The sequence below is a fragment of the Rheinheimera pleomorphica genome (assembly GCF_011634895.1).
Classification (GTDB): Bacteria; Pseudomonadota; Gammaproteobacteria; order Enterobacterales; family Alteromonadaceae; genus Alishewanella; species Alishewanella pleomorphica.
In genome coordinates this window covers 344053-364068 of record NZ_SIRR01000012.1, presented here as the reverse complement: position 1 = coordinate 364068, position 20016 = coordinate 344053, and the positions used below count along the sequence as shown (strand labels likewise).

The following is a 20016-nucleotide window of genomic DNA, read 5'->3' as shown; positions in this document are numbered from 1 at the left end:
GCGATTGGCTATGTCAGCCCGGCTGAGTATGAGCGCAAATGCGCATAACCGAGTGTCTACTTTTTATGGGTAAGAACAGTTTATATGGACGAAAATTTCTCCGTTAAAGATGTGTTGCTTTTTCTGTCACTTTTTTTGGCGGCATATTTGTTATTCGAATATTTTTACTTTGGCGGTGTAAGAGGTTCTGAGATCGAAGGACGAATAAAATCTGTAAATCAGCATAACTTTGTGAAGTCGAATTACCTTTTAATCGCGAACGTTGAACTTGATAATGGCATTGTTATAAAGGCCTCTCTGAAGAATTGCTCACATTCTATACGAGGTAGCACGATGAAAGTTGTAGAGTTCAATCCTTGGCCTTTAATGTATAAAAATTACAAAATAATTTGCGATGAAAAAACTTAACAAGTGCAGCCACAATCGGCCTCTGCGTGGCCTGGACCTCAACCGCTGCGCGGGTTTCGGCCTGTGCTGCAAGCGTTATACACCAGGAGACTTATGAGCAAGCTTCTAGTTATTTTGTTTTTCTGTATTTTTCTAATAAGCGTTAATGCCCAAGAGACTTATGTAAACCCTGTTGATGGTAAAAGTTATACTGCTGACTCATGGATGATTCATAAGCCTCAAACGCAGGAGCCACAACAAACTGGTCCAATACAGATGTCTGGTATGGTACTTCTAACTGAAGAGCATGTTATTGAGAATAATCTTAATATTCATGATTTAGTTGCATTTATTGATAGAGTAAAACTTGCTGTCGAACAAATATCATCTACGAATGAAGAAGGTGAGTTATTACTTCAGTTTGAACTAAACAGTTCTGAAAACTTCAATCTAAGAATGTCTTACGCTGGTGACTTATCAGACACTTTTCTGAAGTCTATTTTTGACGGCGCAAAGAAAGTTGAAAGTATTAATACGAAGACGGAACTTGTTAGGTTTCAAATCAAGTTTAGTGTGAGAGGCAGTGGTGTATAACAAACGCCATCAAAAAGCCGCTTCGCGGCTCGACTCGCAACAAGTTGCTCGCGTTTGTGGCGTGCGTTAGCTTTCCGAACGAGGTCAGAAAATGCGCGCAGTATTTTCAGATGAAAACCAAATCATGGAATTGGTTCAATTTATCCCCCTTCTTTACCGAGATGGTTTTGATCCCATTAAAAAATGGTGTGGTGGAGAAGAGAGAGAGGGTGTTTTCACTATGCCATGGCCAGAGTATGAAGAAAACGTAAAAAAGTTTTTTCGGGTAGCATCGCAAGAGCAGTGGTGCGACTACGGATATAGTCCAAAAGAAGCAAAAAAGATGATCGAAGATAAAAAGTTAATCGAATCTTCTGGCCTTGACCAAATCAGGACTATGCTGACCTACTGCGTTCGTGGTGAACGGTTTTGTGATGGCCACATGGGGGCTATGATTCGTGAGGGTAAGATTGGATTAATTCTCAAGCGGCTAAATGAATTATCAAGTAAAAATGCCTAACAAAGCGCTGCTGCAGGACAATTTTTTCGCTGCGCTTCAAATTTTCCGCAGAGCGCGGCTTAGCCTTATATTTTTTTGAGTAGTCATGAACACGATAATTAGAACTGTAATAACATCACTACTGTTATTTATGCTGCCGATAGCGGCTTATCAGGCGTATAAAATATTGATTATGGGGAACTGTGATCCAAAATTTGGCTGTTGGGGCACCTTTAAACTCAGTTTATTAATTGGCATAACGTATTGGTTTGTATCGTTATGTGCATTGCTAACCGTTCAGCTGCTGTCAAAAGTAAACAGGGTTAATCTGCCTTGGGCGATGGCCACCATACTGCTTGGTACAGCACATTGGTTTGTGTTTTCAATGGCGTTTTTAGATTCATTAATAAAGCAGGTTCTGTTTTGGCTTTTGCTGTCAGGTGTGTTTTATTCACTTGCAGCATTGATTTCAAAAAAATATCACAGGCTAAGCTAGCTGGCGTGCCACTACTTTTTATAGATAACAACATTCAAGGATGAGAAATGCCCTCTGTTAACAATAAGTCTCTTCTTGCGGCGGCGCTATGTTGCTTTGCCGCTGCGCTTGCTCATCTTGGCTGTATTGTTTTCGGCGGTGATTGGTATCGCTTCTTTGGTGCAGGTGAGCAGATGGCCCGTATGGCGGAGCAGGGGCTTTGGTATCCGACCATCGTTACTGCTGTAATTGTTGTGGTGCTGTTCGTTTGGGCCTTGTTTGCTTTGTCGGGTGCCGGAGTAATAAAGCGTTTACCACTAACAAAATTAGCGCTACTGCTGATTAGCAGCATATTTTTACTGCGTGGCGTTGCCTTTGTTGGCTTAATGCCGATGTTCCCGGAAAACAGTCTGATATTTTGGCTGGTGAGCTCGGGTATCTGTTTATTGATTGGCAGTTTGTTTGCAGTGGGGTGTTGGCAGCAGTGGTCAGTGTTAAGTAATAAAAACGCGTAGTTGCTTTATTGGGTGCTTATTTAAAAACAGAAGATTGCAAAAATGCCAACTTCTGTTTAGATTGAATAGCAACGCTAACCGACAAACAGGACGTAATAATGAAAACACGGCTAAGTGCAATGATTGCTGCGGCAATACTCACTTCAGGCACGGTATGTGCGGCAGCACAGGCGAACACGCAAGACTATAAACTGGTGACGGTGGCTGGCTACCTGAATTTTTACTTGTTGAACTTAAATGCCTGTCAGGATTTTCATCCGTCGGTGCGTGCTGCGGCTTATGATGCTGAAAAATTGCTGTATCCGTACTTGGATAAACTGTACAGCAAAATGGGCGGTGAAAAGGGTGCTAACCAGCAGATGGTGTCAGATATTGTGATGAAACGGCGCAATATGCTCAATACCCAAATTGCTGAGGGGGATTTTACCGTAGAGCATTGCCAGGCCGTGGTCAAAATATTAGCTGAAGACGGTTTGGATAAAACCTTGTTAAGCGCTATTGAGTAAGTTTCACGCTAAAACGTATTATCCGTAGTGATTGACGCCAGCAGTTTTGCTGGCGTTTTCATTTTGCTGCTGTGTGCTGTTGTCTGCTACACTGGCGGACGCTCAGGTGCGGGGTAACACCCGCTGAAAAGGGAAGCAGGTGAAAGGCCTGCACTGTTCCCGCAACTGTAATAAGTGCTGCATGCTAGTACCACTGGCCATTATGGCTGGGAAGGGGCCTGTGGGTTATCGCTTAAAGTCAGGAGACCTGCCCGGGCAGATGTTACGCCTCTGTGCGGGAGTTCACAGCAGTGGCAATGCCTTCATCTGTATGCAGGCCGCTACTGCTTTTGTCAGGAGTGGGTTTTGCTTAACGTATCAGCCGTGTCTTTGCAGTTGGGTGATCAGACGATACTGCAGGATATTCAGTTTTCGTTGGCTAAGGGCGAGTTTATTGGCGTTGTCGGCCCCAATGGTGCCGGCAAAAGTAGCCTGTTGCGGCTTATTCAGCGTGCTGTACCAGCGGACAGTGGGCAGATTTTGCTAAAGCAGCGCCCGTTGGCACATTACACTAGCCAAGAGCTGGCCAGGACGTTGGCGGTGGTCAGCCAGCATCCGCCACCGCTGTTTGCCTTAACCGTGCAGCAGGTTGCAGAGATGGGTTTGCTACCGCATAAAAGCTGGTTTGAACGCACTACCGGCAGTGACGAACAAGCCATCGCAAGGGCGCTGCAAAAAGTAGGCCTGCTCAATAAAGCCAGCCAACTTATCGATACCCTGTCGGGTGGAGAGCTGCAACGTTTGTATATCGCCCGCGCGTTACTGCAGCAACCGGCGTTATTGTTGCTGGACGAACCGACTAACCATCTTGATGTGCATTACCAACACCAAATTTTGCAGCTGGTACGGTGTTTGGGTATTGCGGTGCTGGCCTGTTTGCATGATTTGAATCTGGCGGCTTTGTATTGCGACAAGCTGCTGCTGTTACACCAGGGCCGGCAATGCGCCTTTGGCACCCCGGCACAGGTGTTGCAGCAAGAGCGGTTACAACAGGTGTTTCGTCTGCCATGTCAGGTTGCTGTGCAGCCCCAGCTGCAAAGGTTACAGGTTACCTTTTTACCGCCGGAGCTTACCGATTTATGTTAAAGCGTCATTATGCAAAGGCCATGATGTTGTCAACGCTTCTGCTGCTGGCCAGTATGTTGCTTAGCCTGACGCTGGGCAGCGCCGATGTGTCGCTGGCCGATACCATCAGCGTGCTAGTGGGCCTGGCTCCGGGCTCACCTTTGGCTGAAACTATTGTCTGGCAGATTCGTTTGCCACGGCTATTGTGCGCGGTGTTGGTCGGTGCCGGCCTGGCCGTGTCGGGCGCTATTTTGCAAAATGCCAGCCGTAACCCCCTGGCAGACCCTTATCTTTTCGGCTTGATGGCCGGTGCTGGTCTTGGTGCAACGCTGGTCAGTGTGGTGCTGCCGGCACAGCTGGTGGGTATTGCTGCCGGTGCTTTTGCCGGCGCTTTATTTGCTGTGGCGCTGGTGTTTGTGGTCTGTGCCGGCCAGCACTGGCGTAAAGTAGAGATAACCTTACTGGCCGGGGTGGCGGTGTCTTTTATGTTAAGTGCGATCAGTAGCTTTATTTTGTACTTTGCTGAGCCTTTTGCGGCTAACCGGGTGATATTCTGGTTAATGGGCAGTTTAAGCCGCACGGATTGGTATAGCGTCGCCTTGCTGGCACCGGTCGTGGTATTGGTGCTGGTACTGGCGCTGGCACTGCGGCGGCAGTTGGATGCTCTGCTGCTGTCTGACGACAGCGCCCGCACCCTAGGGGTCAATACAACGCGTTTGCGGCTGGTGCTATTGTTGGCGACGGCGCTGCTTACGGCCTGTATCGTATCGCAATGCGGTGGCATCGCCTTTGTTGGCCTGATGATCCCACATTTGGTGCGGTACTTTTTTGGTGTGACCTCAGTAAGGCTATTACTCGGTTGCGCGGTGGTTGGGGCGGTATTTTTGATCTGGGTCGATAATCTGGCCCGTACTGTGCTGCCGCAGCAGGAGATCCCGTTGGGGGTAATCACCTCGCTGGTGGGTAGTGTGTTTTTTTTATTTATTATGCGCGCACAGCGGCTATAGCGAATGACAATGACAACAGATGATATCAAGCAACAACGGCATCAGGCGCGCCAGCAACGCTTAAAAGCCCAGGTCGATGCGGCGGTGGCCGCCGCCAGTGCCGAAAAAGGCCTGCTGCTGGTTATTACCGGCAATGGTAAGGGTAAATCGACGTCGGGCTTTGGCACGGTAGCCCGGGCCGTTGGCCATGGTTTGCGCGCGGCGGTAGTACAGTTTATCAAAGGCAGCTGGGATTGCGGCGAGCGTAATTTGCTGGCGCAACATGGTGTGCAGTTTGCGGTGATGGCCACCGGTTTTACCTGGGATACCCAGGATAAAGCAGCAGACATTGCCGCTGCGGAACAGGTGTGGTTGCAGGCAGAGCAATTTCTGGCCGATCCGACGCTGGATATGGTATTGCTGGATGAGCTGACCTATATGCTCAGTTATCATTATTTGCCGCTGGAACGCATTGAAAGTGCTTTGTTAAACCGGCCGCCGGGCCAGCATGTGTTGATCACCGGCCGCGCTTGTCACCGGCGTTTGATTGAATTGGCCGACACCGTCAGCGAAGTGCAAAACATAAAACATGCTTTTGACAGTGGCGTTAAAGCGCAACGGGGGATTGACTGGTGAGGCCGCTGTTACTGTTATTATGCGGGCTTAGCAGTCTGCTAAGCCTGGCAACGGCTGCAGCGCCGCAGCGTATTATTGCCCTGGCGCCGCATATTACCGAAATGTTATTTGCCATAGGCGCCGGTGATAACGTGGTCGCGGTAAGCGACTACAGTGATTATCCGCCTGAGGCAACAACGCTACCCAGTGTAGCAAGTTACGCCGCGGTGAATATCGAAGCCGTATTGGCGCTGCGCCCGGATCTGGTGATTGCCTGGCGTAGCGGTAATCCGCCGGCTGATATTCAGCGTTTGCAGCAGTTTGGTGTCAAGGTAGTATTTTCAGATCCGCAAACACTTGATGATATTGCCACCGAACTTGTGATGCTGGGCCGGCACAGCGGCAGAACAGCCCAGGCACAACGGCTGGCGCAGCAATTTAACGCCGAGCTTGCTGCTTTGCGGGCACAGTATCAGCAGAAAAAGCCGGTAGCGGTATTTTTTGCTATGGGCACAGCGCCGCTGAGTACAGTGGCGAATAACGCCTGGCCGGCGCAAATGCTGGCGCTGTGTGGCGCGGATAATGTTTTTAGTCAGGCTAAAGGCGATTATCCGCAAGTAGGATTGGAGCAGCTGATCCAGGCGCAGCCTGAGGTGATTATTGCCGCTTACAGCGGCAACACCACACCGGATTTTAGTTACTGGCAGCGTTTTACTGCGTTACCCGCGGTAAAAAAACAGCAATTTTTAGCACTGAATGCCGATTATCTGTACCGCACCACGCCCCGCACGGTATTGGGTTTGCGTCAATTGTGCCAGGGCGTAGAGGCGTATCGCTGATTAACTGCTCAGGCTGTTCATCAGCTCATTAGCTCGGCGCATTAAACGCTCGGCGGTACGTACCTGGTTAGACTGCAGTAACTCGCCGGATAAATTCAGGTATTTGTCAGCCAGTTTACGCCGCAGCGCGACATGTAAGGAAAAGTCGGCAGGGACCTGGCTGTTAAACTGCTGCAATTTATCATAAACCGCATCAATGTCAGCAACCTTGGCGCTTTGTGTCAGCTCCAGCTCCAGCTGCTGGAAACTGTGGCGGTAAAACACCTCAGCAGCCTGGTACGGAAAATCAGCAGCTGCGCCATCCGCGACCGTATTGTTGTACAATGCCATAGCATCGACGGCTGCTGCCAGTTGCTGGCCTTGTGCCACCAACGGCGCCGCTTCGCTATGGTTAGCAAAAATTAACTGGCCAACCTTAATAAGCTGTTGCAGCGCTGCGGCGTCGTTGGCCGCGACTGCCTGATTAAAGGCGTCAATGTAGACACTGGTTTCGTTAGCATCGGGCTGCAGCTGATATTGACTGTCGACACGGCGCAGTGTCTGCAACACGCTATACGGGTCTGGCCCATCCTGCCGCGGCTGGTATTGCTGGTTAAGCAGCAATTGGTTCATTTGGCCGCGCAGTACCTCAATAGCCGTTTGCTTACTGCGCAATAAGCTGCTGCTCAGTTCAGCCAGATAATGTGAATCAGGAAACAGCGCAGCGGCTTGTGAGAGAATGTGTTCAATTTCCGGATAATTCGGGTAGCTGAAACGACGGTCACTCAGTAGCGTATCAATTTGTTGCTCAAAATGATTTAACAAACGCTGTTGTTGGCTACGCAGCAGGGCGTCACGTTGCCAAACCTTGTCACTTTGCGCCAATGCAGCGAGTAGCTCGGCCGGTTGCGCATCGGCCAGTTGCAGGTACTGTTGTTGTTGCTGTGTTACCTCGGCGGTTTGGCGCGCCAAGCTTTGCAGCTGTGCTTGTTGTTGCTGGTAATACTGCCAGCTGACAACTGCTAATGCACCCAGTGCGGCTGCGGTTGCCAGGCCGCGCCAGAGCTGGCGGTTAAAATGTTGCATCAACTGCTCAATACTGATATTGCGAGCCTTGCTGTCAAACTGCAACGCCCGCTTCAGTGCTTGCCATTGCAGTAGATTCAGGTGAGCCGGTTTGTTGGCCTGTTTTTTCCCGCTTGCCGCTTTGTCTGCAGGCATACGGTCAAACGGGTGCTTGCTGGTTAACAGCTCATAGCTTAAACAGGCAAATGAAAACACATCATCTGCTACCGCCGGCGTGTTGCCGGCCAGTAATTGCGGGCTGGCATAAGCGGGCGTATAACCGCTTAGCGGTGCGGTCTGACTTTGTTGCTCTGCGGCATAAATATCATGATTTAACTGCAGTTTTTGCGCGACACCAAAGTCGAGTACTTTGACCTCGCCAGCGCGGTTCACCATAATATTGGCCGGTTTCAGATCGGCATGCACTATGCCGTTGCGATGGGCAAAGTTCAGTGCCGCGGCAATTTGTTGTAACAGGTTAAGGGCAGATTTTAGTGGCAACCCTTTGGGTTTGTAACGTTTAATCACCTGATCCAAACTTTCGCCGTCAAGAAATTCCATCACGATAAAATAAAGCTGCTGATCGCAGTCAACATCATATACCCGCACGATATTCGGGTGCGACAGTTGTTGTGTTTTATGCGCTTCTTGCAATAACAATTGCAAGGCTTCTGGCTGATCGACAAATTGTTGCTGCAGCACTTTAATCGCGACACTGCAGTTAAGTACGCCAGCTTGTTGCAAAAAGGTGTCAGTGGCGCGATAAATATCGCTCATGCCACCTGATCCAATTTTGCTCTCCAACAAATAGCGCTGTTTTATCAGCATCCCCGCGGCCAACGTCGTTTTGCCTGCTGTTTTAGCGTTGGCAGAAGGTTTAACCGCATAACGGGTTTTATCGGCGTCCTGTGCCGCATTGGTATTCAGGCTGTCAACACTGGTGGTTTCCTGTGCCGTCATTATCTACTCCTTGTGTTACCTGTTCTGGCTTAAACCAGCAAGTCAGGCTGGCCTAATGCAAAATAAGAGCAATTATTTCACAAAAAAGCCAGTCAGTCACGATTGTGGTTAACCTTATTTGTAACATGTCGACTGTTGACGTAACAATAAATTTAACTTAATCTTTGCGGCCGATTTATGGTTAATAAATTGTGTTTTGCTGGCAGGAGTGTAATGTGGAGCAAAGGGATATGTTACTTGAATTGTCAGTGCTGAGTTATCACCGTTTGTCTCCCAGACAGGTTGCGGTAAAACGGTTCGATGCCAGCGGTGGCACGCTTGGACGCAGCGAACAATCAGACTGGTATCTGCCGGATCCAGAGCGGGTAGTGTCTGGTGTGCACGCCAGGATCAGCTATCAGCAGGGGCAGTTTACTATCAGTGATCAGTCTACTAATGGCTTGTTTATAAACCGATCTGTCACGCCTTTAGGTCAGGGAAACAGCCATATATTGCGCGACGGCGACACGCTCTGTTTAGGCGACTACGAAATTCAGGTAGCGCTGGTTGATGCCATGCCGGCAAATACACCGGCGCAAGCAGCAATGCCGATGGCCGCTGAGCCTGCGACTGCCGCAGACAACCATATTGGCTTACGCATTGCCGATATTGCACCGCTAAATAGCGCTAGCGCTGATCCGGCGGCGCACGGCACTGCTATGTCTAACCGTGTCAGCCACTCTGCGGCCAGTCCAGAGCCGGAGTTGGTATTGGACGATCATTTTCATGCACCGGCGGCCCTTATTCCTGACGATTGGCAAGCTGCCTGGCAACCAGAGAATCAATTCCCGCTGCAGGACGCTGCTGCGCCTGTTGTGGCTAAACCACAGAAAAACAGCACAAGGCTCAAGGGTAATGCTGCAGAACCATTACCGGCACAAGCGTGTCTTGATGCCTTTTTACAGGGGCTTGGTGTGTCTGACGCCAGTTTGCCGGCGGCTGGTACGGCGCAGTGGTGGGAACAGTTAGGTCAGGCGTTGCAGCAATCGTTGCAAGGTGTGATGGCGGTAATGCGCGAGCGTTCTGCTGTTAAAAACAGCTTTCGCGTCAATCAAACCACGTTTCAGCAGCGCGAAAACAACCCTCTTAAGTTTTCTGCCACCATTGATGATGCCTTTCATAACCTGTTTAACCGCCCTGGCAGCAGCTTTATGCCTGCGCGTCAGGCGATTGCTGAAGCCTTTGCCGATATCAGCCGGCATGAAGCGGCGATCATTGCCGGTGCCAGTGGGGCTATGGCGGGTTTGTTGGCAGAGCTGGCACCGCAAAAACTGGAAGCATCTGATTTTTCAGCCAGTTTTCTCGATAAAGTGAACCCGGCTCAGCGCCAGGCCAGATTGTGGGCGCGTTACAAAGCCTTGCACGACGAATTGTCGGCCAATGTTAATAACAAAGACAAACAGGGCGTTAACGATGACTTTATCAGCGCCTATGAAGCTTACTTACGTAATAGCTAATTTTTTGTAAACGATACCGTCAGGAGTGGTAGAAATGAAAATAATTAAAGCCCTGGTGCTGATGTGGTTGAGTCTGACGCTGTTGGCCGGCTGTCAGGCGGTATATGCCACCTTTCCGCCGTCGACTAAATTGCATTTTCGTGTAGCGACAGATATTAATCCGGATTTTGATGGCCGTCCTTCGCCGGTCATTATTAAGGTGTATGAGCTGGCGTCAAAAACCGTATTTGAAAATCAGGATTTCTTTGCGCTGTATGATAATCCGGAAGCTATTTTGCGCACCGATTTACTGAAAAAAGATGAACTGGTGTTTGAGCCAGGTCAGCGCAATGAATATCGTATGGCCTTGCAACCGGCCACGAAAGCGGTGGCGGTAGTGGCGGCATACCGTGATATTGAAGGCGCCAGATGGCGGGCGGTGGTAGATGTTAAACCGACCGGCTATGACGATTTTTATGTCTATGTAGATAAGCTGGCGGTGTATATCCGTGAGCACGACTTAGAACGTAAACGTTAATTTTCGCCCGCGCATGGAAGGTTCAATATGAGTGACTACAGCCGCATTGCCTGGTCGGAAGGCTTGTTTTTACGCCCGCAGCATTTTCAGCAACAAGAGCGTTATTTTGATTATTGCCGTCAGCAGCAGTTGGCGATGCAATTGCCTTATAGCTTTGGTGTGCGCCGGCTCAGTGTCGATCACCAAAGTTTAAAGTTCGGTCAGTTTGCGCTGGCCGAACTTGAAGCCATTTTGCCCGATGGCACTGTTTTACAATTACCTCAGGTAGAGAGCTTGCCAGGTGCCATACAGATAGCGAAGTCGTGCCGCGACCAGCTGGTGTACCTGTGTCTGGCGCTGGATAAACCGCATGGGCAGAATATTAGCAGCGCAGAGGCCGGCCACATCAGCCGTTATGGCTATGCCGAACACAGCGTGGCGGATAACAGCCTGGCGGAAGAGGCGACAGAGCTGTTGCAACTGGCCAAGCTAAGGTTACTGTTTAAGCTTGAGTCAGAAGACCGCGGCGGCTTTATTTGTCTGCCGGTGGCCCGCATTCGCGAAGTGTCGGAGCAAGGTGAGGTTAAACTGATGAAAAAGTTTATCCCACCCCTGGTGGATATTCAGCAAGACAGTGAACTCTGTGCCTTTATCAATGAAGCGCTGGGTATGTTATGTCAACGCGCCGATGCGCTGGCAGACCGCCTGGGCAAGGGGCAGGGCACGGCAAACTCTATCGCCGATTTTTTGATGTTACAGGTGCTTAATCGCTATGAGCCGGTGCTGCGACATCTAAAAAACGGGGTGCTGGAACACCCGCTTAATCTGTACCGCTTGATGGTTTCTATGCTGGGGGAACTGGCCACTTTTACCTCGCGACAAAAACGCCCGCCACAGTTTCCGCCTTATCAACATGATGATTTAACCGCCGTGTTTGGCAACCTTAGCGTCATTATGAATCAGACGTTAAGCGTAGTGCTGGAGCAGACCGCCCAGGCACTGCCACTGGAGCAGGCTAAGTTTGGCATTCTGGTATCGCCGCTAACCGACAAAACCTTGTTGGAGTATGCCCAGTTTGTGCTGGCGGTTTCAGCTGATTTACCCGCGGATGATATTCGTAAACACCTGCCGGCCAGGTTAAAAATTGGCCCGGTGGAGCATATCCGTGAGCTGGTAAATAACCAGTTACCCGGCATCGCTGTCACTGGCTTGCCGGTTGCGCCCCGCCAGGTGCCTTATCACGCCGGTTATCATTACTTTCAGCTGGATAAAGGCAGTATCTACTGGGAGCGTCTGGCCAACAGTGGCGGCCTGGCGCTGCATCTGTCGGGTAATTATCCCGGCTTAAAAATAGAACTGTGGGCGATAAAGTCTTAACCGCTAGACCGTCACTGATGATTAACATGGATGGCAACTGATGTCAGATAAAACTGTGATGAAACCACGCCCCGGCGGGCGGCCGGCGCTAAAAGCCGCGCCAGCGCCTTTGCCGGCGGAGCAAACCGGTGATAACGACAAAACACGGATGTCGGCGAATGTACGACCGGCCGATACACCGCAGAAACTGCAAGCGCTGTCTATCAGCGATAATGTGCTGATAGATGAGGCCGGAGCCCTGTTTTCTCTGGTGTCGCCTATTCGCAGTACAACACAACATGCTGACGTGGCAGGGCTGAAAACGCAGTGCATCGCACTGATTAACCAGTATGAGCAGCAGCTCAGGTATAAAGGCGTTAGCAGCGAGTTAATTGAAAAAGCCCGTTATTGCCTGTGCGCTTTTATCGACGAGCTGGTGCTGAACACCACCTGGGGTGGCAACAGCGATTGGGCTGCAGAGAGCCTGCTATCGACTTTTCACAACGAAACCTTTGGTGGCGAGTACTTTTTTACCTTGCTTGACGCGGCGATCGCTGCAGCAAAAGAGCATCTGTTGCTGCTGGAGCTGCAGTATCTGTGTTTGTCATTTGGTTTTGCCGGCAAGATGCGCCTGGAAGAGCGCGGCTTTGAGAAACTCGAAGGCTACCGTGAACGCGCTTTTAAGGCAATCCGCAGCCAGCGCGGCGAACCGGCACGGGAGCTGTCTCCCGGCTGGCGTAGCCAGGTGGTGGCAGCCAGCCAGTTAGAAGGCGAGTTTCCGTTGTGGGTAGCCTGTTCGGTGGTGGGCGCTGTTTTATTAGGTTGCTATATGTATCTGGCCTATCAGATCAATGGCTACTCAGATCAGGTGCACCGGCAGTTGAATAATCTGGTGGTGTGGCAGCAGGATAGCCCGCAACCGGCATCAGCCAAAGCGCATCAGGATGCTATCCGGCTGACGCAACTGTTGCAGACAGAGATCCGCCGCGATCTGCTACAGGTGATTGAGTTACCGGATCGGGTGCGGATCCGCGTTGGTCTGGATCAGTTATTCAGCCCTGGTAGCACCGGTATCAATGAAGGCTTTGAGCCGGTGGCGGCGAAAATGGCGCGTGCACTGGAAGCCACCGAAGGGCGGATACTGGTTAGTGGCTACACCGATGATCTGCCTATTTTTACCAGCAAATATCCGTCTAACTGGCACTTATCGCTGGCCCGCGCCAATGCTATGGCGGATGCACTGGCATCGGGTGCTGATTTACGTGGCCGCTTGTGGCCGGAAGGCCATGGTGATGCCAACCCGATAGCACCAAACGACAGCGCCGCCAACCGGGCACTGAACCGTCGTGTTGAAATAGATTTACTCCAGTAACACCTTAGACAAGGGACGTGTTATGAAAGCGAAAGCCGTACTGCAAGCAGTGCTAACGGTACTGAAATCCGGCATTTTTATTACGGTGCTGGGGCTTTTAGCCCTGGCGTTATTAATTTGGTTTGGCGGCCCGTTACTGGCTATTGCCGGACATGAGCCATTGGCCAGTGCCAGCGCCCGTTTACTGACATTATTGGTTATTGCGCTGGTGTGGGGTGGTAGCCATTACATTAAAGGCTTACGCGAAACCCGCTCGCATAAACAAGCCGTAGACACCTTGTTAAATGGAGAAGAACATCAGCAACACGACGAGCTGGCGCGGCGCGATATTGAAGTACTGCGCCAACGTATGCAAAAAGCGCTGGACATCTTAAAGCATGCTCGTTTTGGTAAAGCGCGCGATATCTATCAATTACCCTGGTATATGTTAATAGGCCCGCCGGGCTCAGGCAAAACCACGGCACTGCATAACTCTGGCCTGGAGTTTCCGTTAAAAGAGCATATGGGCACTGATGCCATTGAAGGCATCGGCGGTACCCGCCAATGTGATTGGTGGTTTACCAACAAGGCGGTGCTTATAGACACCGCAGGGCGTTACACCACGCAAGATAGTCACGCCGCTCAGGATTCTACTGCCTGGCAGGGCTTTTTAGGCTTGCTGCGTAAACACCGGCCACGCCGGCCGATTAACGGTGTTATCGTGTTTGTTAGTCTGGCTGACTTGCTAAACCAAACCCGTACCGAGCGTAACTTACACGCCAGAGCCATTAAGCAACGGGTGCAGGAGCTGCAAAACCAACTGGGGATGACCTTCCCGGTGTATGTGATGTTTACCAAGGCCGATCTGATAGCGGGCTTCACCGAGTTTTTTGACAACCTCAGTGAAGAAGAGCGCGAACAGGTATGGGGTATGACCTTCGATGCGGCAACACAAGACAGTGAAAAAGGCGTGGTAGCGCAATTTAACCGCGAGTTTCATGCCATTATAAATCGCTTGACGCAGCGCCTGTTCAGCCGGTTGCAGTATGAGCATGATCAGGAAAACCGGGCGGCTATTTACGAGTTTCCGCGCCAGTTACGCTTGTTACAAAGTGCGGCTGATGATTTTCTGAAGGAAATTTTTGCGCCGAATCCTTTTGAGAAAGCCACCATGTTGCGCGGCGTTTATATTGCCAGTGCGACGCAGGAAGGTGTGCCGATTGACCGCATTATGTCGCAGCTGGGCTCAAACTTTGGCCTGGCGGAACCGCCTCTGCGCCGTCAGACTGCCGAAGGCAAAAGCTATTTTATTAAACGCTTTTTTGAAGAAATCGTTATTCCCGAGCGTGAGTTAGCGTCGGTTAATCTGCAGCATAAGAACCGTCATCGCTGGATACGCCGCAGTGTACTGGGAGCAACGGCTGCATGCTCTGCCTGGCTGGTGTTTGCCTGGGCCGGCAGTTACAGCTGGAACACGGCTTTAGTCGATCAGGTGGCCACTGAAGTGGCTGATTATCAGTCACTGACGGCATCGGCCCGGGCTGATATCGATGTTATTGCACTGAATGAGCAGCTGAATGTCTTACGCGACCTGCCCGCCGGTTATGCCGGGGTATTGCCGGTAGATGGCCCGAAAAACCTGGGCCTGTATCAGGGAGATAAATTAGGTCAGGCGGCGAAAAGTGCCTATCAGAATGCGCTTTATCAGCGCTTCGTACCGTTTTTGCTCAGCAGCTTAACGCAGGAGATGGAGCGCAATGCCCAGCATCGTGATTATTTGTACGAGACGTTGAAAACTTATCTGATGATCTTCCGGCCAGAGCATTTTAGCGCCGAGCAGATAAGTTCGTGGTTTGCCCTGTATGTGGAGCGCCAGTTTCCGGCAGAACATAGCCAGGACTTACGGCTGTCGTTGCAAAATCATTTACAGGCCTTACTCGAGCTTGGCATCAAAGGCGCAACAGAGCAGGAAGACGCCATAGTGGCAGCACGACAGTTGCTGTTAACCGTGCCTTTGGCAGAGCGGGCGTATCAGCGTATCCGCACTGAACTGGTTAAAAGCCATATCCCGGACTTCAGGCTGGTGGACGTGCTGGGCAGCGATGGCGTGAAAGTGGTACAACGTAAGAGCGGCTTGCCGCTGCAACAGGGCATTCCGGGCTTGTACACTTATAAAGGCTTTCATGGTTTGTTTAATGTGGAGAAACGCCGCATCATTCGCAGCCTGATGCAGGACAGCTGGGTATATGGCGACCTGGCGCAGGCCGATGGCGAATCTGCTGATGGTTCTTTGTCTGAGCAGGTAACAGATAAATACCTGCGTGACTATGCCTATCTGTGGCAGGAGTTGTTAGATGATATCAGTATTCGCCCGGTCAGTGATGTTGAGCAAGGCGTCTTTGTTACCAGGGTACTGGCAGGCCCTGAGCAGCCCATTCAGAGTATTATCCGCGCAGTACAGCAAAATGTCCGCCTGACCAGCCTGCCGGATTCGGCCGAAGCGAAAATGGCGGCAGAGGTAGCTGGTAACGTTGCGCAAACGCAATTTTCCAGCCAGAAATCGCGGCTGGACCGCCTGTTGCCGGAAGATATGTCGGCGCTAAACCAAAAATTGCCGGGGCAGGAAGTCGAGTTTGCCTTTTATGAATTGCTTAAGATTGGTGATGCTCAGTTGGAGCAAATTGCTCAAACCAGCCGCATGTATTATCAATATCTGGAACGCTTGTATGTGCCTGGCGGTATGGCGCGCCAGGCGTACGTTAATCAGCTCAATGGTGAAGGCGGAAATGAGCTCAGTGTCGCGCTGCGGCGGCTGAAAAGTGATATTCCATCTCCCTTTGCTGATTGGTTATCTGACTTATCAGCCGATACCAGCGAGTTATTTGCCAAGGGCAGCCGGCAACATATCAATGAAGCCTGGCAGGGCACGGTGCTGGCAGAGTATCGACGGGCTATTGCCGGACGCTATCCGTTGAACCGTCGTAGTAAAGACGACATTAAACTGCGCGATTTTGAACGTTTCTTCGGTTATGGCGGCACCGTTGACAGTTTTTTCAAAGATTATCTGCAGCCCTTTGTTAACACCAGCCGCACGGTCTGGACCTTTAAGAAAGATATTGGCCTTGATCAGAGTGTGTTAGATACCTTTCAGAATGCAGTGAAAATTCGTTCGGCGTTTTTTGAAGATGGCAGCCAAAAGCTAAAAGTGGGCTTTAGTTTACGGCCCGTCTATCTGGATCGGCATATTACGCATTTGTTGCTTGAACTTGATGGCCAGGAATTATCTTACCGGCATGGACCAACGCGCTCGCGGCAGTTCTTCTGGCCCGGAGATCGTAACCGGTTGCAAACCCGTCTGGTGTTTACACCGGCCAACTCCGGCTTACCGGCGAATTTCTCTCAGGAGGGGGAATGGTCATGGTTCCGCTTCCTCGATGAATTGGCACAGCAGCGGCCACAAACCCGCACAGATCAGATGTTACATCTGGCGGTGCAAGGCAATAAAGCCCGCGTAGAGCTGGTGCCTGATACAGTGAATAACCCATTTTGGAATAATGCTTTGGAGGGCTTCAGTTGTCCGGCAAGTCTGTAAATTTACTGGGAATGTGTGGCAAGATCCCCAGCAGGGGCGATTTTGTCGCGCAGCAGCTGACAGCAGGCTTTGTTGATAGCTGGAATGAATGGCTGCAAGCGGTAATGGCTGTTAGCCGAGAGCAGCTTGGTCAGGCCTGGCTGGAAACTTACCTGACCAGCCCGGTGTGGCATTTTGCCCTGTCGGCCGGTGTTTGCGGCGCTGACGCGGTACTGGGCACCCTGATGCCAAGTGTTGACCAGGTAGGCCGGCATTTTCCGTTTACGCTGGTCCGAACAATGCCCAGTACACCAGTGCATGCCAGGCTGCAAGCTGACTGGGCCACAGCGCTGCAGCAACAGATCTTGCTAACACTGGAAGACGATTTTGTGTTTGAGCGCTGGCACGATGCGTTACAACAAGCCGAGATCAGCTGGCCTGAGGCGCTCAGTGTCAATACCTCTCAGGTGCAACAGTCTGCTGTCAGACCCGCCTGGGTTATCCGTCAGCAGGGACAGCAGCAAGACGATGCTGTGGATGCGGCCGTGTTATTACACCATAGTTACCGTCAGCAGTTTGGTCGTTATTGCCTGTGGTGGACACAAGGCTCTGAGTTGGTGCCTGCCTGTACGCTGGTTAGCAGCGGTCTGCCGCAGGTTAGCCAGTATGCGGCCATGCTTGATGGCAACTGGCAACGTGGGCAATGGCAAATGGCCGATATTATTTGCAACGGAAGTGATGCGTGATGAGACAGGTGGTATCGCACGCCCAGACGCATAAAGGGCTGGTGCGTAAAATTAATGAAGATGCTTGCCTTGACCTCGCCGACAGTGGTGTCTGGCTGGTGGCTGACGGTATGGGTGGCCATGCTGCCGGTGATATTGCCAGTCAGTTGGTGGTGGATACGGTAAAGGTCGCGGTAAAACGCGCCAGCCAAGTGTCGGTGCAGCTGTTAACAGAATCTTTGCAGCGGGCTAATCAAGAGCTTTGTCAGTACAGTGAGCAGCATTTGCAGGGCCATACCGCCGGTTCAACGGTGGTTGTGCTGTTGTTGGATAAATTGCATTATCACTTTCTGTGGGCGGGTGATAGCCGGGGGTATTTGTTGCGTAACAATGTATTGCGCCAGATCACCCGCGATCATTCCCAGGTTAATGAAATGGTGGAGCAGGGCCTGCTCAGTAGCAGCGAGGCTGAGCAACATGAGCTGGCAAATGTGATCACCCGGGCGGTAGGTGTTGATCCCAGTCTGAGCATAGATGTTATCAGTGGTGTGTGGCAGCCCGGCGATTTGTTTCTGCTATGCAGTGATGGTTTAAATAAAGAGCTGAGCGACGATGAGATTTATCAGTATCTGGCGCACAGCAATATTGCTGAAGCCAACCGGGCTTTATTGCATTCAACATTGGTAGCCGGAGCGCGTGACAATGTTACCTGTATTTTGGTTAAAGTAGATAGTAGCCCGGAAATTGTTAATGAAAAAGATAAAACAATACCGGTTTACCTTAAGGTTTAGAAAAAATAACTTAATTGTTGTCATCAATAAAACAATAAAGTAACATTATTCGCTGATTAACGGTCCCTATTTGGTTGTTGTGATGGATTACAGTGAATTAATTGATTTTGAAATGTTAATTAATGCGATCGATGCAGCGGCACCCGCAGGCATCGATCCGCGCACTGATATTTCACCTACGTCACAATACTATCAGTTAAAAGATATCCGCGGTCAGGCGCGGGCTAACGAGCGCGCCTTATTGTCTGAAGATGAAGATTTTCAGGCTCTGGCATCAGACTGGCGGCCGTTGAGTGAGACAATTCCAACCGTTTTATGCCAGCAGGTTAAAGATTTAGAGTATTGCGCCTGGCTGATAGAAGCCTGGTGTCGTACGCACGGTTTTGCGGGGCTTAGCGCCGGTTTTAAAACGACCCGTCTGCTGATTGAGCACTTTTGGCCCAGCCTCTATCCATTGCCGGATGAAGATGGCATGGAGGTGCGTATAGCGCCGCTGATCGGCCTGAATGGTTATGAAGGTGACGGCGCCCTGATTACCCCCATTCTGAGCATCCCGCTAACTGACGTTACTGTGCACGGCCAGTTTGCCTGTTGGCAGTATGAGCGGGCGGCGGATATCTCACGCAAAGATGAAAAGCGCCAGAAGCAAAAGGCAGATGCCGGCATAGCCAGTCTGGAGCAAATTAAAGATGCCGTAGCTGAAACCTCAGTCGGTTTCTACCAAAACTTAAAACAGCAAATTGAAACCGCTATCGCTGAATTTGCTTTGCTGTCGCAAGCCATGGATGCCGCGATGAATGGCGAGCCGCAGCCCACCAGTGCGATTAGCAAAACACTGCAAAAATGCCTGGATGCAGTGAACTACCTGGCAGCCGATAAGCTGGCGCAGCAGCTTGTCAGCGAGCAATTGACAGACGTTGCCGCAGAGGGGTTAACCGCTGCAACCGACCCGGTCGCGCACCAGGTGCAAACGCGTGAACAGGTGCTACACAGCCTGAAGCAGGCCGCTGAGTTTTTTCGAAAAACCGAACCACATTCACCCATTTCTTATGCGCTTGAACAGGTCGTGCATTGGAGCGGCCTGAGTTTACCAGAGCTGCTGCAGGAATTAATCGATGATAACAACAGCCGCAACCATTACTTCCGGCTGGCGGGGATCCCGCAACAAAAGTAGTACCTGGGGTACTAACTGACACAACTAACAGCTGAGTAACAGGAGAAAGTCAATGGAAAGTATTCATAGCAAGTTATCCCGGGTGCGCAAGCCCCGTGTGCATATTACTTATGACGTCGAAACAGAGGGAGCTGCGGTAAAAAAAGAACTGCCTTTTGTTGTCGGGGTAATGGGGGATTTCGCTGGTCAGAATACCGAAGCGCTAAAGCCGCTGAAAGACCGCCGTTTTGTACAGATTGACCGGGACAATTTTGACGAAGTGTTGAAGCGGATGAATCCAAAGCTGAGCTTCAAGGTTGAGAACAAACTGGCCGCTGATGGCAGTGAATTCAGTGTCGACTTGCAGTTTAAGTCAATGCAGGACTTTGAACCGGCCGCTATCGTCAAGCAGGTAGAACCGTTGGACAAGCTGATGGCGACCCGCAATAAGCTGCGTGATCTGATGACCAAAATTGACCGCTCTGAAGAGCTGGAAAATATTCTGGAACGGGTGCTGAACAATAATGAAGACCTGCAGCAGCTGGCGCAGGACTTAAGCGTAGAGGACAAATAA

18 protein-coding genes, 1 pseudogene and 1 riboswitch are annotated in these 20016 nt (G+C 50.8%); of the genes and pseudogenes, 18 read left to right on the top strand and 1 reads right to left on the bottom strand.

Annotation, left to right across the window (positions count from 1 at the left end; genetic code table 11):
- Window positions 1-501: 501 nt before the first annotated feature.
- From EYB30_RS14805 to EYB30_RS14765, 9 genes and pseudogenes are all read left to right on the top strand, one after another.
- The gene (locus tag EYB30_RS14805; protein WP_166839674.1) at window positions 502-981 is read left to right on the top strand and encodes a hypothetical protein; all 480 of its coding nucleotides are present in this window, start codon (window positions 502-504) and stop codon (window positions 979-981) included.
- 91 nt (window positions 982-1072) lie between these two features.
- Entirely contained in the window at window positions 1073-1480 is a 408-nt protein-coding gene (locus EYB30_RS14800) for a DUF6508 domain-containing protein (protein WP_166839673.1), read from the top strand.
- 85 nt (window positions 1481-1565) lie between these two features.
- Window positions 1566-1955, top strand: a complete 390-nt coding sequence (locus tag EYB30_RS14795) for a hypothetical protein (protein ID WP_166839672.1) — start codon at window positions 1566-1568, stop codon at window positions 1953-1955.
- Between the two features lie 47 nt (window positions 1956-2002).
- Complete coding sequence (locus EYB30_RS14790; protein ID WP_166839671.1) at window positions 2003-2449, top strand: hypothetical protein; 447 nt, start codon at window positions 2003-2005, stop codon at window positions 2447-2449.
- 98 nt (window positions 2450-2547) lie between these two features.
- Window positions 2548-2955: a hypothetical protein gene (locus EYB30_RS14785; RefSeq protein WP_166839670.1), complete on the top strand. Its 408-nt coding sequence runs from the start codon at window positions 2548-2550 to the stop codon at window positions 2953-2955.
- 87 nt (window positions 2956-3042) lie between these two features.
- Window positions 3043-3224, top strand: a riboswitch (cobalamin riboswitch).
- Window positions 3225-3318: 94 nt separating this feature from the next.
- A pseudogene (locus tag EYB30_RS18825) lies at window positions 3319-3807 on the top strand (ABC transporter ATP-binding protein); the annotation flags it as partial.
- Between the two features lie 266 nt (window positions 3808-4073).
- Window positions 4074-5066 carry a FecCD family ABC transporter permease gene (locus EYB30_RS14775; protein ID WP_166839668.1) on the top strand — a complete coding sequence of 331 codons (993 nt, stop codon included), beginning with the start codon at window positions 4074-4076 and terminating at the stop codon, window positions 5064-5066.
- Window positions 5067-5069: 3 nt separating this feature from the next.
- Window positions 5070-5681: a cob(I)yrinic acid a,c-diamide adenosyltransferase gene (gene cobO / locus EYB30_RS14770; protein WP_206674656.1), complete on the top strand. Its 612-nt coding sequence runs from the start codon at window positions 5070-5072 to the stop codon at window positions 5679-5681.
- The gene (locus tag EYB30_RS14765; RefSeq protein WP_166839667.1) at window positions 5678-6499 is read left to right on the top strand and encodes a cobalamin-binding protein; all 822 of its coding nucleotides are present in this window, start codon (window positions 5678-5680) and stop codon (window positions 6497-6499) included. Before cobO ends, EYB30_RS14765 begins: the two co-directional genes overlap by 4 nt.
- Here the strand turns inward: EYB30_RS14765 and EYB30_RS14760 are convergent, their stop codons facing one another.
- Window positions 6500-8503, bottom strand: coding sequence for a serine/threonine-protein kinase (locus EYB30_RS14760; RefSeq protein WP_166839666.1), 2004 nt, complete (start codon window positions 8501-8503; stop codon window positions 6500-6502). It lies immediately after the preceding gene.
- 215 nt (window positions 8504-8718) lie between these two features.
- Here EYB30_RS14760 and tagH point away from each other — a divergent pair, with 215 nt between their 5' ends.
- From tagH to tssB, 9 genes are all read left to right on the top strand, one after another.
- Window positions 8719-9999 (top strand): type VI secretion system-associated FHA domain protein TagH, encoded by a 1281-nt coding sequence (tagH, locus tag EYB30_RS14755; RefSeq protein WP_206674655.1) that lies wholly within the window; start codon window positions 8719-8721, stop codon window positions 9997-9999.
- 34 nt (window positions 10000-10033) lie between these two features.
- Window positions 10034-10516, top strand: a complete 483-nt coding sequence (gene tssJ, locus EYB30_RS14750; RefSeq protein ID WP_166839665.1) for a type VI secretion system lipoprotein TssJ — start codon at window positions 10034-10036, stop codon at window positions 10514-10516.
- Between the two features lie 27 nt (window positions 10517-10543).
- Window positions 10544-11872 carry a type VI secretion system baseplate subunit TssK gene (tssK, locus tag EYB30_RS14745; protein WP_166839664.1) on the top strand — a complete coding sequence of 443 codons (1329 nt, stop codon included), beginning with the start codon at window positions 10544-10546 and terminating at the stop codon, window positions 11870-11872.
- 40 nt (window positions 11873-11912) lie between these two features.
- Window positions 11913-13223, top strand: a complete 1311-nt coding sequence (tssL, locus tag EYB30_RS14740; RefSeq protein ID WP_166839663.1) for a type VI secretion system protein TssL, long form — start codon at window positions 11913-11915, stop codon at window positions 13221-13223.
- 22 nt (window positions 13224-13245) lie between these two features.
- A complete protein-coding gene (gene tssM, locus EYB30_RS14735; RefSeq protein ID WP_166839662.1) occupies window positions 13246-16794 on the top strand; it encodes a type VI secretion system membrane subunit TssM in 3549 nt (1182 codons plus the stop codon).
- Window positions 16776-17519 (top strand): type VI secretion system-associated protein TagF, encoded by a 744-nt coding sequence (gene tagF / locus EYB30_RS14730; protein WP_174978753.1) that lies wholly within the window; start codon window positions 16776-16778, stop codon window positions 17517-17519. The genes tssM and tagF overlap by 19 nt, the downstream gene beginning before the upstream one ends.
- A complete protein-coding gene (locus EYB30_RS14725; RefSeq protein WP_166839693.1) occupies window positions 17519-18289 on the top strand; it encodes a PP2C family protein-serine/threonine phosphatase in 771 nt (256 codons plus the stop codon). The genes tagF and EYB30_RS14725 overlap by 1 nt, the downstream gene beginning before the upstream one ends.
- 82 nt (window positions 18290-18371) lie before the next feature.
- Complete coding sequence (gene tssA, locus EYB30_RS14720) at window positions 18372-19463, top strand: type VI secretion system protein TssA (RefSeq protein ID WP_166839661.1); 1092 nt, start codon at window positions 18372-18374, stop codon at window positions 19461-19463.
- A gap of 52 nt (window positions 19464-19515) precedes the next feature.
- Entirely contained in the window at window positions 19516-20016 is a 501-nt protein-coding gene (gene tssB / locus EYB30_RS14715; RefSeq protein WP_166839660.1) for a type VI secretion system contractile sheath small subunit, read from the top strand.

Coding starts and splice junctions, on each gene's coding strand:
- tssM (WP_166839662.1), top strand. CDS start 13,246: ATGAAAGCGAAAGCCGTACTGCAAGCAGTGCTAACGGTACTGAAATCC.
- tssA (WP_166839661.1), top strand. CDS start 18,372: ATGGATTACAGTGAATTAATTGATTTTGAAATGTTAATTAATGCGATC.
- EYB30_RS14775 (WP_166839668.1), top strand. CDS start 4,074: ATGTTAAAGCGTCATTATGCAAAGGCCATGATGTTGTCAACGCTTCTG.
- EYB30_RS14760 (WP_166839666.1), bottom strand. CDS start 8,503: ATGACGGCACAGGAAACCACCAGTGTTGACAGCCTGAATACCAATGCG.
- tssB (WP_166839660.1), top strand. CDS start 19,516: ATGGAAAGTATTCATAGCAAGTTATCCCGGGTGCGCAAGCCCCGTGTG.
- EYB30_RS14725 (WP_166839693.1), top strand. CDS start 17,519: ATGAGACAGGTGGTATCGCACGCCCAGACGCATAAAGGGCTGGTGCGT.
- EYB30_RS14795 (WP_166839672.1), top strand. CDS start 1,566: ATGAACACGATAATTAGAACTGTAATAACATCACTACTGTTATTTATG.
- EYB30_RS14785 (WP_166839670.1), top strand. CDS start 2,548: ATGAAAACACGGCTAAGTGCAATGATTGCTGCGGCAATACTCACTTCA.
- EYB30_RS14790 (WP_166839671.1), top strand. CDS start 2,003: ATGCCCTCTGTTAACAATAAGTCTCTTCTTGCGGCGGCGCTATGTTGC.
- cobO (WP_206674656.1), top strand. CDS start 5,070: ATGACAATGACAACAGATGATATCAAGCAACAACGGCATCAGGCGCGC.
- tssK (WP_166839664.1), top strand. CDS start 10,544: ATGAGTGACTACAGCCGCATTGCCTGGTCGGAAGGCTTGTTTTTACGC.
- EYB30_RS14805 (WP_166839674.1), top strand. CDS start 502: ATGAGCAAGCTTCTAGTTATTTTGTTTTTCTGTATTTTTCTAATAAGC.
- EYB30_RS14800 (WP_166839673.1), top strand. CDS start 1,073: ATGCGCGCAGTATTTTCAGATGAAAACCAAATCATGGAATTGGTTCAA.
- tssL (WP_166839663.1), top strand. CDS start 11,913: ATGTCAGATAAAACTGTGATGAAACCACGCCCCGGCGGGCGGCCGGCG.
- tssJ (WP_166839665.1), top strand. CDS start 10,034: ATGAAAATAATTAAAGCCCTGGTGCTGATGTGGTTGAGTCTGACGCTG.